At 48.1% G+C, this 14305-nt stretch carries 16 protein-coding genes; 7 read left to right on the top strand and 9 right to left on the bottom strand.

What is annotated here, in order from left to right; translation table 11 throughout:
* The coding region (locus IKG78_RS13775) for a thiamine pyrophosphate-dependent enzyme (protein WP_290944477.1) at positions 1 to 1321 on the top strand (1321 nt) is incomplete at its 5' end.
* Positions 1322 to 1339: 18 nt separating this feature from the next.
* Complete coding sequence (locus tag IKG78_RS13770; RefSeq protein ID WP_088660162.1) at positions 1340 to 1813, top strand: 2-oxoacid:acceptor oxidoreductase family protein; 474 nt, start codon at positions 1340 to 1342, stop codon at positions 1811 to 1813.
* 273 nt (positions 1814 to 2086) lie between these two features.
* On the opposite strand, the gene IKG78_RS13765 is transcribed toward IKG78_RS13770, so the two are convergent.
* The gene (locus IKG78_RS13765; protein WP_290944476.1) at positions 2087 to 2359 is read right to left on the bottom strand and encodes a hypothetical protein; all 273 of its coding nucleotides are present in this window, start codon (positions 2357 to 2359) and stop codon (positions 2087 to 2089) included.
* 118 nt (positions 2360 to 2477) lie between these two features.
* On the opposite strand from IKG78_RS13765, the gene IKG78_RS13760 reads away from it, so the two are divergent.
* Entirely contained in the window at positions 2478 to 2633 is a 156-nt protein-coding gene (locus IKG78_RS13760) for a hypothetical protein (protein WP_290944475.1), read from the top strand.
* 10 nt (positions 2634 to 2643) lie between these two features.
* Here the strand turns inward: IKG78_RS13760 and IKG78_RS13755 are convergent, their stop codons facing one another.
* From IKG78_RS13755 to IKG78_RS13745, 3 genes are all read right to left on the bottom strand, one after another.
* On the bottom strand, positions 2644 to 3633 hold the full coding sequence (locus tag IKG78_RS13755) for a hypothetical protein (protein ID WP_290944474.1): 990 nt from the start codon (positions 3631 to 3633) through the stop codon (positions 2644 to 2646).
* Between the two features lie 77 nt (positions 3634 to 3710).
* Positions 3711 to 4532: a M23 family metallopeptidase gene (locus IKG78_RS13750; protein ID WP_290944473.1), complete on the bottom strand. Its 822-nt coding sequence runs from the start codon at positions 4530 to 4532 to the stop codon at positions 3711 to 3713.
* Complete coding sequence (locus tag IKG78_RS13745; RefSeq protein ID WP_290944472.1) at positions 4519 to 4800, bottom strand: hypothetical protein; 282 nt, start codon at positions 4798 to 4800, stop codon at positions 4519 to 4521. The genes IKG78_RS13750 and IKG78_RS13745 overlap by 14 nt, the downstream gene beginning before the upstream one ends.
* A 64-nt stretch (positions 4801 to 4864) precedes the next feature.
* On the opposite strand from IKG78_RS13745, the gene IKG78_RS13740 reads away from it, so the two are divergent.
* From IKG78_RS13740 to IKG78_RS13725, 4 genes are all read left to right on the top strand, one after another.
* Entirely contained in the window at positions 4865 to 5017 is a 153-nt protein-coding gene (locus IKG78_RS13740) for a hypothetical protein (RefSeq protein ID WP_290944471.1), read from the top strand.
* Between the two features lie 3 nt (positions 5018 to 5020).
* Positions 5021 to 6142, top strand: a complete 1122-nt coding sequence (dnaN, locus tag IKG78_RS13735; protein ID WP_290944470.1) for a DNA polymerase III subunit beta — start codon at positions 5021 to 5023, stop codon at positions 6140 to 6142.
* Between the two features lie 178 nt (positions 6143 to 6320).
* Complete coding sequence (locus tag IKG78_RS13730; protein WP_290944469.1) at positions 6321 to 7043, top strand: tRNA 2-thiocytidine biosynthesis TtcA family protein; 723 nt, start codon at positions 6321 to 6323, stop codon at positions 7041 to 7043.
* A complete protein-coding gene (locus IKG78_RS13725; protein WP_290944468.1) occupies positions 7040 to 7885 on the top strand; it encodes a hypothetical protein in 846 nt (281 codons plus the stop codon). Before IKG78_RS13730 ends, IKG78_RS13725 begins: the two co-directional genes overlap by 4 nt.
* On the opposite strand, the gene IKG78_RS13720 is transcribed toward IKG78_RS13725, so the two are convergent.
* The 5 genes from IKG78_RS13720 to IKG78_RS13700 all read right to left on the bottom strand — a co-directional run bounded on the left by IKG78_RS13720 (position 7846) and on the right by IKG78_RS13700 (position 13953).
* Positions 7846 to 8928 carry a hypothetical protein gene (locus tag IKG78_RS13720; protein WP_290944467.1) on the bottom strand — a complete coding sequence of 361 codons (1083 nt, stop codon included), beginning with the start codon at positions 8926 to 8928 and terminating at the stop codon, positions 7846 to 7848. The genes IKG78_RS13725 and IKG78_RS13720 overlap by 40 nt on opposite strands.
* 40 nt (positions 8929 to 8968) lie before the next feature.
* A complete protein-coding gene (locus tag IKG78_RS13715; protein ID WP_290944466.1) occupies positions 8969 to 9568 on the bottom strand; it encodes a fibrobacter succinogenes major paralogous domain-containing protein in 600 nt (199 codons plus the stop codon).
* Positions 9569 to 9766: 198 nt separating this feature from the next.
* Positions 9767 to 11755, bottom strand: a complete 1989-nt coding sequence (locus IKG78_RS13710) for a carbohydrate-binding domain-containing protein (RefSeq protein WP_290944465.1) — start codon at positions 11753 to 11755, stop codon at positions 9767 to 9769.
* 292 nt (positions 11756 to 12047) lie between these two features.
* Entirely contained in the window at positions 12048 to 12371 is a 324-nt protein-coding gene (locus IKG78_RS13705; protein WP_290944464.1) for a hypothetical protein, read from the bottom strand.
* Positions 12372 to 12513: 142 nt separating this feature from the next.
* Positions 12514 to 13953, bottom strand: a complete 1440-nt coding sequence (locus tag IKG78_RS13700; RefSeq protein ID WP_290944463.1) for an RNA-binding domain-containing protein — start codon at positions 13951 to 13953, stop codon at positions 12514 to 12516.
* Between the last annotated feature and the right edge of the window lie 352 nt (positions 13954 to 14305).

Raw genomic sequence — 14305 nt, 5'->3', positions numbered from 1 at the left:
CTCCCAGAACGAACAGGATACGCGTAACCACGCGAAGGCATCCGTTTGCCCGATGTTCGAACCGTCCAACTCCCAGGAAGCCTACGACTTCTTCCGCATCGCCATGCAGACGAGCGAAAAGTTCAAGATTCCGGTCATCCTCCGCATGACCACCCGTGTAGATCATTCCAAGTCGATCGTCGTGCCGAAGGAAGAACTTCCGGCTATGGTGCCGAACTTCGAACGCAATATCGCCCAGCACGTGATGGTGCCGGGATTCTCCAAGCCGGCAGGCCGTCGCCTCCGCGCCAAGATGGACGAAATGGAAGCCTGGAACGTTGCCGAAGGCCCGAACAAGGTCGAAATGCGCAGCGCTGATTTCGGTATCATCGTGAGCGGCATCAGCTACCACCACGTCCGCGAAGCCGCCCCGGAAGCAAGCATCCTCAAGCTCGGCATGACCTACCCGCTTCCGATGCAGCTCATCAAGGATTTCGCCAAGAAGTTCGAAGGCAAGCGCCTCATGGTCATCGAAGAAAACGACCCGTGGCTTGCTGAAAACATCAAGGCCGCTGGCATCCAGTGCGAAAGCAAGTTTGACCCGATTTTCCGCTTTGGTGAACTCGACGTGAACCGTGTGCGCCGCATTATCGCTGGCGACAAGAACCCGGATCCGGTTCCGGTCAAGGGTAAGCCGCCTATGCTCTGCCCGGGCTGCCCGCACCGCAGCTCCTTTGCAGTTCTCAAGGAACTCGACTGCATCGTTTCCGGTGACATCGGCTGCTACACGCTCGCCGCTCTCCCGCCCATCAGCGCCATGGACTACATGATTGACATGGGTGCCGCTATCGGTATGGGTATCGGCCTCCGTAACGTGCTCCCGCGCGAACAGGCAAAGCGCGTTGTCTCCGTGATTGGCGACTCTACGTTTGTTCACAGTGGCATCACCGGCCTTGTGGAAGCGGGTTATAACCGTCCGGAAACGGGCCACGTTGTCATCATTTTGGACAACAGCATCACCGCTATGACCGGTCAGCAGGAACACCCGGGTACGGGCCGTCACCTTGACCACTCTCCGGCATACAAGATTGACTACAAGGAAGTCGCAAAGGTCGCCGGTTTCGACAACGTCTATGAAGTGAACCAGGTCAAGGAACCGGAAGAATTCAAGCGCCTCGTGAAGGAATCCCTCGAAAAGGACGAACTCACGCTTATCGTTGCAAAGAGCCCGTGCATTCTCGCCCTCAAGAGCATCCTTGCCTGGGACAAGGCAAACAAGGAAAAGGCCGAAAAGGCTTTGGCCGAAGCGGAAGCCGCTGCCAAGAAGAACAATAACTTTTAATAGAGAGGTTGAATAATTATGAGCGTAATGAACGTTAAATTTGCAGGCCTCGGTGGCACAGGCGTTATCAAGGCTAGTGACGTGATGGCCGAACTCGTTTTCGAACAAGGTTACGACGTGAAAAAGGCCGAAGTCCATGGCATGAGCCAGCGCGGCGGTTCCATCGCTTCTGACGTGCGCTTTGCAAAAGATGAAGAAGTGCAGTCCCCGATGATCCCGTGCGGCGAAGCCGACTACCTCGTCGTCTTTGACGAGACGCAGGTTGTCGTGAACGAAGCTTACATGAAGCAGGGCGGCGTGCTCCTCACGCCGGCTGACATCGATGTTTCCAAGCTCGAAAACGTGAAGGCTTTGAACGTCGCCATGCTCGGCAAGCTCTCCAAGCACTTCGACTTCACCGTCGATCAGTGGATGGTCGCTTTGAACAAGCTCTTTGCCGAAAAGTTCCACGAAGGCAACAAGAAGGCATTCATGCTTGGCCGCGAAGGCTAATCGCTTACTGTCATCCCGCACTTGTTGCGGGATCGCCTTTACAATGTCACCCCGGCCACTGTGCCGGGGTCGCCTTTTTTATAGCGTCATCTTGACCTTCGCACCTTCGTCATCCTGACGCCGAAGGCGGAAGGATCCAGTAACATTTAAAAAGGACTGCCCCCGCGCAGTCCTTTTTCTGTTCTACCGTGCGTTATTTCCCAAATAAATCGGCGTGTGTTCCCGTTGCGGTAGCGGAAAGAATAAGTTCACCGTTAATTATTTGGTACAAAATCAATCATCCAGCATGGAGGCTACGGCTTCTTGCGCAGATGAATAGTGACCGTGCAGATTCTCTTGCTTCCGCGTATCACTAATTGCCTTTTCAAGAGATAAATCTTCAGAGGCGCGGCAGACATTGGATTGGAACAAGTCGTCTGATTTTCTCTTCAATTCGTCATCTACTCTTAATTGTAATGTCGCCATATTCAATTCCTTTTTGATAAATATGCTATAAACGTCATTACAAATCAATACTTTTGCTATTAGTTGTAATGAAAATTCCATCACCTCCTAAAATTTTCCCCCTTGATCCTCTACGGCAAGTTATAATTTCTCCGAAATTTTACCTATTGATACTGAACTTTGTTCAGTGTATTTTTAATATGACACAAAGGATTAGATTATGGATCAAGCGAAAAAAGAAAGATTGCAAAAGAAAGGCTGGGCAGTTGGGGATGTGGATGAATTCCTTGACTTGAATCCTGCTGAAATGGCTATTGTCAAAATGGAAATTGCTTTGGGTACTGCCATTAAGGCTTCACCATCCAAGGCTGGGTAATAGCACAGCCTTAATTCAAATGCGTGGGCGGAGCTCCGGCGCTGTTGCGGATAGCGGCTTGTTTGCGTTCTACGATGGAGTCTGCAATGGCACGGACTTTTTCGGTAAGCCAAAGCCACGACTGGCTTGCAGTCTCGTAATCGGCTTCGCCGAACATCTGCACGCGATTGTCTCGACGCAGAGCATCGACTTGTCGGAACGCTTTTACGTCGCCCTTGGGATAAACGGCAAACGTGCTACCACCATTGTAATTCAGGATGCTGAACGCAGGCACATCACTTGGACCGTCAGCAATATAGATCATGTTTTCAAAGGGCACGCGGCGGCTCTCGCGGGCAATCGAAGAATTGACATCAATCGTTTCGGGATACTTGTTGCTGCCCTTGTTGATTTCGAAAAGGTAACGCGTCTTAGAAGTGTTATCCAGCGCGGATGCGATTTGCGATATTTCTCGCGGAACTTCAGGCACGCACGCAGCAACATCTATAGCACTCGAATCTCCATTAAAAGCATCTAAATAGCCGGGCTTTGCAGGAGTTTCGATAAATTCGCACCCGTAAATTCCATCGACAAACGGAGCAATTGCGCTCCCGCGAATCGTCTCGGCGAACCCAGTGCTTACAACATAATGTTCCAAGCGGATATCGAACGCCTTGTACTTTTCGTCATCGTTAATGAGCGACTTCACCTCGCCAAAGAACTGCGGAAGTCCCGGATAAAACTTGAGTTCCTTGCCAAATTCACGCAAAAGCGCATTGTCGAGTCCTCTAAAAAGGCCTGCTTTCACATACGTCAAAATGTGATTCAAGTAGCTCGTATCCGAATTTATGGTAATGCCCTGTTTGCCGTAATATGACTTGAGAGCATTCACCTCTTGCCAAAACTTGCCGCCATCGATATTGAAATGTTTAAAGAGCGGCTCCTGCATATACGAACTGATGAGGGTCTTGTCGCAGTCCCACACCATAGCGATTATATTTTGTTCAAAAGGTGATTTCATATTTTAGTAGGAAGTGATTAGTGGTTAGTAAACAGTGGTTAGGGGGATGGGGAGTGAGCTTGCCGAACCGCTTTCGCTTATTTCGTAATAAAGTAATCCTCGGGGTTGACGGGTACGCCATTCACGCGGATTTCGTAATGTAAACCAAGGCTTGACTGCAAACCGCTTTTGCCGATTACCGCAATGGGGTCTCCGCGACGGACTTCATCTCCTTTATCCAAAAGAGTCTTGCCCAAATGCGCGTAGAACGTTTTCACATGTTTAAGATGTTCGATTTTCATCGTAAGTCCAAAGCCACGATGTTTGCGGACTTCGACAACAGTTCCGGCTCCTGGTGCATAGACGGTATCGCCCTCGGCGGCCAAGAAGTCAATGCCACGATGCGGCAGTTCCTGATCCGTGAATGCATCGAATACCATCTCGAAACGGCTCTTGATGTCGTGATGGTTCTTGAGCGGGTGCAGTACCGGAACGCGAGCCGCGAGTGCAGAATCGTTCTCTAGTTTATTTAAAGTTCTCCTGAACGTCGAACGGATTGCGTGTAAATTCTTTTTCGGCGTTTCTTCTTCGATGGGAGAGCCTTCGAGCGTAAAACCGAGTCCGCCCAACTTCATGGAGCTGTCGCGGACGGCACGGGTCTCTTCAATCTTCAAGATTGTCGTATCGACGACCGTGCGGATTTTCTTGATTTCTTTCTTGATGACGGAGTTCTGGTGATAAACGTCTATCAGGTTGCCGTTCGACAAGTTCTCCAGAATCTGGACCGGCGAGAACATGACAAAACCCAAGATTGCACAGACGCCTACGACAACATAAGCGACAGCTTTCTTCACCGAGAACGTAAAGTCACGTCCTTTGGATTTCAGCCCCGGATGTACATGAACCTCAAGCTTTTTCACTGGGACCTTCGGCCTTATTCAATTTCTGTTCGATTTCTGCAATTTGTTTTTTGATTTCGAAAATGGCGCCCACGGCCTCGATTGCCGACGAGTCGTCCTTGAAGGTGTCAAAACGGCCTTCTTGAATGGCGTCGTAAGCATGCTGCCCCAGAAGTTGGAACTTGGCCTTGAGCTTGGACTGCATCATCGACAATTCAACGCGGGAGAGTACGTTGGACGCACAGTCCATCGCCGTATTTTTCAGCTTATTTAGAGTTTTTTCGTTCATAATATCTTCTCGACCTCCCTCTAAAATAGTAGATTTTTCAACATAAAACAACGGAGATTTTTCTATGAGTCGCAGCGATCGCAGAAGAGCAAAGCAAAACGTCAAAAAATTCGTCCCCAAGAAGGCAAACGCACTGGACAAACGAGTCATCGTGCTCCTTGCCATCATTGTCGTTGTGTTTTTCGTAGGAACAATGCTAATTCAAAGAGGTGCCTAGTCCATGAGATTTACTATTCAAAAGAATGTATTGCAGGACGCCCTGCAAGCGGCGATTAGCGCCGTGCCGAACAAATCCACCATCCAGATTCTCAACAACTTTTCGCTCCGCCTCGAAGGCAACTTCCTCGAAGTCAGTGCCACCGACTTGGACCTCGGTATCAGGGTCAAGGTCGAAGTGCAGGGCGAACGTGATGGTGCGGTCGTCATCAACGCCCGCAAGTTGTTCGACCAAGTGAAGAACCTCGTGGATCCGAGCATCACAAACATTACTTTCGACGCACAGGACTACCTGGTCAAAATCCAGTGGAGCGAACGCGGCAAGGCAAGCATCATCGGCTTTGACGCAAACGACTTCCCGCCGTTCCCGGAAATCGAAAATGGCGAAACCTTGAACATCGCCGCAAGCGAACTTGCGTTCCTCGCCGAAAAAACATTGTTCGCCACCTCGACCGACTCTACCCGCTTGAGCTTGAACGGTGTGTTCCTCGAAGCGAAGGACGGCAAGGTATCCATGGTCGCGACCGACGGCCACCGTCTTGGCCGTGCAGCAATTGATCAGGAAGGCGCAGAACTTTCGAACGGCGTCATCATCCCGCACAAGGCATTGCAGCACATTCTGCACATGGCGAAGGGCGATTCCACAGTTGAAGTCCGCACCTCTGCAACGCACATCCTCTTCAACACGGGTTCTATCCAGGTCATCTCGAAACTGTACGAAGGACCGTATCCGAGCTACCGTTCCGTGATTCCGCAGCAGTTCGAACGCACCGCACAGGCGAACACCACGGAATTCCAGAACAAGATCCGCAGCGTGATTTCGATGGCTAACGCACGCACCCGCAAGATCCGTTTGCAGTTCGATGGCAACATCCTCGAACTCAGCGCAACAGACCCGGATGTCGGCGGCGATTCTCGCGAAGCACTCGCTATCACGCACAACGGCGAAGGCAGCTTCTGCATTGGCTTTAACGGCCAGTTCCTCGCAGAAATCCTCGGCATGTGCAAGAGCGAAGAAGTCATCATGAAGATGAACAATCCGCTTGGCGCTTGCATCATCGAACCGGTGGGCGAAAACATGAACTTCTCGTTCCTGTTGATGCCGACGCACCTCACCGACAACTAATCGCGGTTCGTAAAAATTAAAGGGGCTCTCGTTCGAGAGCCTTTTTTAATAAAATATAGTGAACAATAAAAGCGAATTCTCATAAAGAAGCCGACCCCGGCACAGAGGCCGGGGTGACAAAATGAAAAGCACGCCTATTAATATAAAGTAAGATTACTAAATTTTAAATAAAATAAAAATGTCTAGTCAAATTCGCAAGAGAGTCAATAAGAAAATCACGAAAGCCATTCACGACTTCAACTTGATTGAAGACGGAGACCGCGTGCTTATCGCCACAAGCGGCGGCAAAGATTCGAGCGTGCTGTTGATGGAACTCGCCGCACGCCTCGGCAAATTCGGGCCCAAGTGCGAACTCGCCGCCATCCATATCCAAAGCGATTTTGCAGACAAAGCGCCTCGCGAATTTTTGCAGAAGATGGCCGAAGAATATCCGCAAGTTCCGTTTTACTTTAAAGACGTGGCGGTAGAAGGCCGCCTCAAAGAAGGCCGCAAGCTGAACTGCTACTGGTGCAGTACGCAGCGCCGCACGGAACTCATCAAGTTCGCACGCGAAAACAACTTCAACAAAATTGCGCTCGGGCATCACATGGACGATATCGTCGAAACGCTTTTGATGAACATGCTGTACAAAGGCGAGTTCAGCGGGATGCCGCCGATGGTGCCGTACGAAAAGTATCCGTGCAGCATTATCCGCCCGCTCTGCTACTGCGAAGAAAGCGAAATCATCGCATACGCCGAAGATGCGGACATCCGCAAGTTCACCTGCACCTGCGAATTTTCGAAAGCAAGCCACCGCAAGACCATCCGTGAAGAAATCAAGAGCCTCACCAAGGGCAGCTCCACGCTAAAAGCAAACTTATTCGAAAGTATGCGAAAAATCAGGATGGACTATTTGCTGTGAATAAAGTCTTTTCGACATACACGTTCATCGCAAGCATTGCGGCATGCATTATTTGCCTATGCAGTTGCAGTTGGCAAAAGGCAAGCGTCAAAGAAGGCATATTCGATGTATATGCCCCAGCACCTTTTACAGGGGCGGCGTTCTCGATGGATCAAAAATCGAGTGCCATGCGAGCTAGCGTACAAATCCGTTCTTACGGCAAGGAAACATGGCAACTCAAAGACGTTCAAAATGACGACATCCACGAAGACGGAGTTAAATTACAAGGAGGGGATGCGAATATCGCTTATCGATTCAAAAGATTCCCCATAACAGGTTCATTTGATTATTTTAGCAAAAATGATCTTTCTATGTGGGGAGCAGGAATCGGGCTTGACCCCTACCCTTTTATCCGTGGAACTATTGGAGCAAATTCACGATACATTGAAGTTGGCGTAACAGCATACGTGAACGTAAGCCTAAACCATTCAAGCGTTAAATTAAATTGGGTTTCCCACGAATATGAAGGAATGATGTACGGTTACGAAGACTATCATGGCTCCATAGAAAATGAGCAACAGGAATTCAAGCTCCACGGAGGCTTTGGAGGATTCATCAACTTTTTCCCGATAAAAGAAATCGCGATTTCATACGCGCCATTCTTTTACAGGCCCTGGTGGGATGACGAAGTTCGTGATTACGAAATTTCATTTCGCTTTCCATACATTATTTCGCAATATTTCGGAGCATCCGTTCTCATTGCAAAGCACGTACAACTTTCTGCAGGTGCAACCGTGTATGTGGGCGAATCGTTTAAAGGACGTTACTGGTTCTTCGATTCAGGAATCGGATTTGTATTTTGACGACAACGGTAATGGCTATACCATTCCTTCACTTGTTCGCTATCCCTGAAACGCTGACATGCACGAACATTTTTATTATTCACTACAGAGCTTGTAACAAAGAAAGCCGGAAGCCCAACAACAGCACCTATAGACGCCGCACAGGCCAAGGCACCTTTACCGCCACCACCAATAGCACCAACAATCGCCCCAACTCCAGCAGAAATTGCAAAACCAATCAATCCGGCTTTAACATCGCTGGAATACGGAAGAGATTCCACATCGCAAGGTAAAAAATCATTGCTTTGATAGGTAAATGTTTTCTTTTGCCAAGGATGATACGTCCAGACTAAATCTTCTTTAGGGTCATAACAAATAGACTCCGCTTTGACTATTTCTGCACTTTTTTTGCCCTGTTTTCCCTGAAGAAATTTAAACTTATCTGAATTTATTTTATGCATCGATACTTCAGAAAAAGATTCTTTCATTTGTTCTTCATAGAACTCACTCATTTCTGGAAAATTTTCTGCAACTTCTGTCGCCACTTCCACTGAATCATTCACTGAAAAAGTCGGTGCTGAAAAATGTTGCTTTGGAGCATTTACGGCTATACCACTATTTTTTGCTTTTGCAAAATCATTTAAGATAATTTTATCCGAACTTAACTGTTCCGCCGGCACCATCGTTACAACAGGGACAATAAGCGAAACTAAATTCACCGGAAACGGCAAGAGCAAAAAAGGAACAAAACCGCCAACAATACTTCCGACAAGAGCTGTATTCATATTTCGCTCGTAGTCATCCGTCACAACAATCGTCGAATCGAGAATTACTTTACCCAAATAATTCAACGTTAGCTTATGTTCGCCCACCGGAAGCATAACATCCAAAGGGGTCGTTTCAACCAAATTATCATCGATTTTTACAGCAGCGCCGCCCAATGCATTAACGATATGAACTTTGCCCTTCGGCTCCGTGCCGGAGATATTTTTGGGTACATTTCCAGAAGCCGCACATCCATACAGCAAAAAAGATAGCAGAATGACGACTAAGCACTTGTACATTTCGATACCAACAGTATCAACAATTTAGAAACAAATTAGATTACTGAACACACCGCACAGAACGCAAGTCGCTTTTCGAAAATGAATTTACGCTTGCTGATTTGCTGTTGAAAGCAAGAAACAGATAATACGCATTCGATTCGCGGTTTTCAGGATCTTCGGTCGCACTCCAGAAATACGCGTAACCGCCAATGCCGTCAAATTTATTCGAGGGCGCAGAACCCGATGCAGCGCCGTTCGCAAAACCATAACCCGCCGGGAGTGCGTTAAAGCCGAGTTTATCGTCGCCGTTCCCTTTCTTGAACCAACCGTCGCGAGCTTTGAGTACCACACCCGAGCCATCCGCCGAGGCTATCAGCGACTCGAAATCCGCTCTCGTCGGCAAACGCCAACCCTCCGGGCAAACCGTTTTCGCCTCGGCCCACGAATAAAGCCGCCCCAAACGTTTGCAGTTGCGGGAATCGCCATCAGGGCACGCACTGGACTCAGTTTCAAAATTCAGATTCTCCGCCATCCACGTCAAATCGCCGATTTTCACGACATCGTAACTTTGTCCGTCACGCGAATCCGTGAATGACTCCGAACACGCGGAAAGCAACAACGCACAAGCAGAAAGCACAAAGAAGATTGAGAATTTCATAGATGATAATTTAATTCGAAGTTTCGCATCAGTCAACCTTGAATCGCCTCAAAAAAGGAGATGCCCCGCAACAGAGTGCAGGGTGGCAATGCACTGGATTCTATCGCCTTCGGCTCCAGAATGACAGACCCCGGCCACTAAAGGCCGGGGTGACAAAAAGTAAACGGGAAATTATAAATTCTGCGATTTCGACAAGTCTTACTTGTACATATAGCTCACGCCGTTGGGGAACTTGATTTCCTTCATGCCGCTGGTCTGCACCTGAGCCACAGACTTTACTTCGCCGCCGTAAAGGATATAGTTGCCTTGGTATGTCGGCTTGACGGCCGCCTTGTCAGAACCGTAATAGCTGTTGTTGCTGTGGGTTAAAGCGGTGCACCCGGGAACATCCATCGTGTAGTTTCCAAACGCGAGGAGCACGCCGCCGGTAATTGTAAATCCGTCGTCGGTATCGATGAGACCACCGGCAAAGTTGTACGCGCCGCAGTTGTTTCCGCCCTGCTGACCGCCCATGCCCCAGCCACCGCCGAAGTTGAATCCGCCACCCATGCCGCCGCCCATGCCGCCTTGGCCTTCGTAGCTCTGGCCGGTAATTTCAACAATCACCACGCCGCCGGTCATTTTTCCAGTACCGTTAGCATCTAACCCGTCAACCATGTTGCCCTTCACGCTGATGTAATGGTAGCCGCCGGTGATGGTGACATAGCCGCTGCTCTCACTGAACATGGCCATGGAGCTGCTATTGTTCTTGGGGCCGCCGCCGCCATTCCAGCCGTCGTTAGTCGCAAACACGGATGTTACGCCGCCCTCCGCAAAAATCTTGAACGCTTCTATAGCTTCGAAAGACGTAACAACGTTGATTGTCGAACCTCTCATGTACAGGGCGGAATCCGCGTGGATGCCCTTCTTCTTTGTAGAAATAGTCACGTCGCCGCCGTTCATATAGACTTGCCAGTTGGTGCGGATTGCGGAAGAATCCGATTTCACGTCGATGGTGCCGCCGTTGACATAGATGTACTTTTCGGCAGAGATTCCCTTGTTAGGGGATTCAATCTTGATTGTTGAAGGTTCGGTGGAATCGCTCACGAGAATGTAGTTGGCCGCCTTTATGCCGCTCTTGTGCCCCTTGATGGTGATGTTGCCGCCAGAGATTTCAACAAAGCCCTTGCCGGCCACCGTGTCCTTGAAAGCGCCCTTGTTATCTTCTACGCATTCGTCGCTTTCGAGTCCGTCGCCCGCCTTGGCGGTGATGTTCAATGTGCCGCCCGAAATTTCGAGGCTGCCCTTGCCCTTGATAGCGTCATCGGCTGCGACCACGGTAATGTCGCCATTCTTGATTTTGAGGTCGTTGCTGGACTGGATGCCGTTCTTGAAGTTGCCCGTAACGGTCAGCTTTCCGGAACCTTTGATGTTCAGGTCGTCCTTGGAATAAATTGCAGCCTTTGAAGTGTCCTGCTTGCCGTTGACGGTTGTGAACAAATGATTACCCTTACCGTCTTCCACGACGTTGACAGAACCCTTTACCAAGTGGATCACCGTCTTGTCGGCATTCTTCACAAGAATCGGAGAGTTGGAACTCTTCAAAGTCGCATTGTTGAGATAAATTCCGGTATTGCCTTCGTTTTCAGCACCCGGAGTATTCACCACAACCTGGAAATCGGAAGCTTCGCCAGTGACAAAGTAATCGCCCGGGCAAGTGATGGTCGCCGCTTTGTCCTTCACTTCGACGCAGTTGTTGTTGTTTTCTACAGTCGCCGTGCTCCCCGCGAGCTTCAAGACAATCTCGGAACCGTTCGCCTTCCCGTTTTCCAAATCGCTTTCACTATTGCTGGTAGGCTGGACGCTGGAACTAGAAACCTTGTTTTCCTGAGCCACACTGGAGCTAGACAACTTCAAAATCGCTTCGCTCGAACTGGAAACGACAGGCGCCGCAATGCTAGAACTGGAAACTTCAACCGGAGCAGCAACACTTGAGCTAGAAACTTCATTGACAAGAGTTTCGATACTGGAACTAGAGACTTCGTTGATAGGCGCTTCATTACCGGAACTCGTTACTTCGCTGGCAGAAGACGTTTCCACAGGGGAAAGAGCCCCGTTAGGATTGACAATTGAACTGCTGTCTTCAGAACAAGCCATAAGGCTCAACACTACAGAAACAGCGATTGCAGGTAGCTTAAAAATCCTCATAAAACACACTCCATTTTGTAATAATATAGATTCTATCATTCAAAACAGACCCACCGCTACAGAAAATCCGTTGAAGCCGCCTCAACAGACGAAAGGCCGAGCCGCTTAAGAAAAATGCGGGTTTTGGGAGGAAATTGGGAGGTTTTTAAAGTCGGGTTTAATGTTGTGTTTTATATCAACTTGGGGGGTGACTTGGGGGGTAATAGGCGCGACTTGCAGCCGGTTTTGTTGCATTTTCTGTGAATCTTTCTATGAACTCTTGATATACGCTGAATACAATCCTATATTTAGACTATCTCGTCTGCAAATGTAGAAGGAGTTCCTGAAGACGTTCCATCCTGTGGAGCGTCTTCTGCATTTTGAAGATGAATACACACAGTGACAATTTCTTCGCAACTTGTGGAAGAATTTCTCTTTTATTTATCGCCTTTTCTCTGGGCAATCGGAAGGCAAACTCAGGGCTTTCTCTGGGCAATTTCAGGTCGGATTCAAGAAGATTCAAGAACTCCTTTTGCTTTTCGATTTTGAACCATCGATTCTCCTTGAAATCGACAATGATGCCATCGGGAATCGTCCCCTTGCCGCCGGAAGTGAGAATCTTGCTTTTCGCGAGCATTATGAAATAGTCCCCAAAGAGAAGCTTGAAGTTGTCAACGACAACCTTCTCGACCTCTTCTTCAGTATTGAACTGGGAAAAATCTCGTCTAAATATTTGCCGTTTTTTCGTTCAATTTCGCCATTTTTCGTCTAAATTTCGTCTAAACCTCGTCTAAATTATTCATTACTTCCCAGTAGCCAGTCTTTTTACCTCCAACTCGCTTTAATATGCCTAAAGTCTGTAATTTTGACATACTTTCACTAATAGACGAACGCTGGTATTTAAGTAAAGACGCCAATTCAGCTTGTGTAATATTTGGATTTTTAGATATTTCCCCAAGAATGGCGCTTTGTACTTTTGTAAGCTTTAATGTCGGGTTTATTGTCGGCTTTAATGTCGGGTTTATTGTCGGGTTTCCTTCGTTCAGTTCAAATGGCGTCACATTAATCCTGTTAAAGGGAATCGTCACGACAATGAAATTTTTCTCTATACGAATGGATTCCCGGCCATATGCACCGACGATTTTCGGCACACCACGCCCCGAACGCTCACTCAGCCGAAGCTGCAAGAATATAGATGCGAGCACCTCATTAACCGGAATACTCACCCCGTTGAAGAATCCCTCCATATCCTGTTCAAGCCCGATTCCGCCATGCGAAAGAATTTCGATACGATCCGTAAAGACGCTTATCATGGGGGCATTCAAACCCAGCCATTTGTTGTGAATAAAAGCATTCAGAATAGCTTCGTGGAAAGCCTCGTAATCAAAAAGCGGGACATCCTTCCTCTCGGAAATGCGGCCGCGTTCATCCGCTTGAATGATATTGATTGCATCGCCGTATTCCAAAATTTTGTCCATCGCGTACAAGATACATGAATTTCCGTATTCCTTTACCGAGAACAACGCATCTGCCTTACTTTTGCCGCTAAAAACCGAGACGCGAATCGGGATGTCGTTTGCGTCCGAAAGTAGCAAAGCCATAATGTTATAGCGACCATCGGCAGTCAAAAGTTTGAGCGACTTCTTGAAAGTTTCCCTTCGGAGTTCAATTCCCTTCGCCCCGTAATACATGAACAGCTTTTCAAAAGTCAGCTCCTGTGCATAATCCGGAGCCGCCGTATTGACAATAGTCGGAATACCGTTTGAAAGAACATTCAACAAACGAATCTCCCATTCAGGGAACTTCGCCAATTTCTCTTTGCTGGAACCAATCCGAATAAACGCCTGAGACAAAAATTTCGTCGGAACAGATTTAGCCGCTGGAACAGTCAACAATACAAGACGCTTGCCATCAACCTGCACATCCTCGACTTCAAACGTGACACTCGGCTTTAGATTGCGAGCAAGATAGTGCTTATAGGGTTCGTGATCAATGTCCTTGTCGAAATTTACGGTTGTACCAATGATTTCATGCGAAGTATCATCTACACCCCAAACGACATAACCGTATTCACGTCCACACAGAGCCGCCCCATTGGAGATTGCAGAAATATACTCCCCAATTTCATCTTTTGAAAACCAGTTGCCCTTAATATCCAGCCATTCATATTCATGGGGAAGAGATATCAAATTCCTGATAAGGTCTTCGGATTTTGCCATATAGCCTCCAAGTAGTCGCAATTTGCGACCGGTTAATGTTAGAGGCGTTCTTGCGAAATCAAAAAGTTGATAAAAGCAAAAACGCACCTCGCCTTTGTACAGCGAGATGCGTCGGCTTTTAATGTACCTAATATCGAAAAAACTGGCAAGGGTAGCAGAAAAATTTTACAAAGGGAGTTCACTTACTCATTTCATTCATCTTCATGATGCATTCAAGGCAAGCCCTTGATATACGCTGAATACAATCCTATATTTAGACTATCTCGTCTGCAAATGTAGAAGGAGTTCCTGAAGACGTTCCATCCTGTGGAGCGTCTTCTGCATTTTGAAGATGAATACACACAGTGACAAT

Origin of the sequence: Fibrobacter sp. (genome assembly GCF_017545445.1) — a bacterium.
Classification (GTDB): Bacteria; Fibrobacterota; Fibrobacteria; order Fibrobacterales; family Fibrobacteraceae; genus Fibrobacter.
This window is presented reverse-complemented; position numbering and strand designations above follow the sequence as displayed.

What these genes read in the sequence shown, in the direction of transcription:
- IKG78_RS13770 (WP_088660162.1), top strand. Translation starts at nt 1,340, where the DNA reads ATGAGCGTAATGAACGTTAAATTTGCAGGCCTCGGTGGCACAGGCGTT.
- IKG78_RS13765 (WP_290944476.1), bottom strand. Translation starts at nt 2,359, where the DNA reads ATGGAATTTTCATTACAACTAATAGCAAAAGTATTGATTTGTAATGAC.
- IKG78_RS13760 (WP_290944475.1), top strand. Translation starts at nt 2,478, where the DNA reads ATGGATCAAGCGAAAAAAGAAAGATTGCAAAAGAAAGGCTGGGCAGTT.
- IKG78_RS13755 (WP_290944474.1), bottom strand. Translation starts at nt 3,633, where the DNA reads ATGAAATCACCTTTTGAACAAAATATAATCGCTATGGTGTGGGACTGC.
- IKG78_RS13745 (WP_290944472.1), bottom strand. Translation starts at nt 4,800, where the DNA reads ATGAACGAAAAAACTCTAAATAAGCTGAAAAATACGGCGATGGACTGT.
- IKG78_RS13740 (WP_290944471.1), top strand. Translation starts at nt 4,865, where the DNA reads ATGAGTCGCAGCGATCGCAGAAGAGCAAAGCAAAACGTCAAAAAATTC.
- dnaN (WP_290944470.1), top strand. Translation starts at nt 5,021, where the DNA reads ATGAGATTTACTATTCAAAAGAATGTATTGCAGGACGCCCTGCAAGCG.
- IKG78_RS13730 (WP_290944469.1), top strand. Translation starts at nt 6,321, where the DNA reads ATGTCTAGTCAAATTCGCAAGAGAGTCAATAAGAAAATCACGAAAGCC.
- IKG78_RS13720 (WP_290944467.1), bottom strand. Translation starts at nt 8,928, where the DNA reads ATGTACAAGTGCTTAGTCGTCATTCTGCTATCTTTTTTGCTGTATGGA.
- IKG78_RS13715 (WP_290944466.1), bottom strand. Translation starts at nt 9,568, where the DNA reads ATGAAATTCTCAATCTTCTTTGTGCTTTCTGCTTGTGCGTTGTTGCTT.
- IKG78_RS13710 (WP_290944465.1), bottom strand. Translation starts at nt 11,755, where the DNA reads ATGAGGATTTTTAAGCTACCTGCAATCGCTGTTTCTGTAGTGTTGAGC.
- IKG78_RS13705 (WP_290944464.1), bottom strand. Translation starts at nt 12,371, where the DNA reads ATGCTCGCGAAAAGCAAGATTCTCACTTCCGGCGGCAAGGGGACGATT.
- IKG78_RS13700 (WP_290944463.1), bottom strand. Translation starts at nt 13,953, where the DNA reads ATGGCAAAATCCGAAGACCTTATCAGGAATTTGATATCTCTTCCCCAT.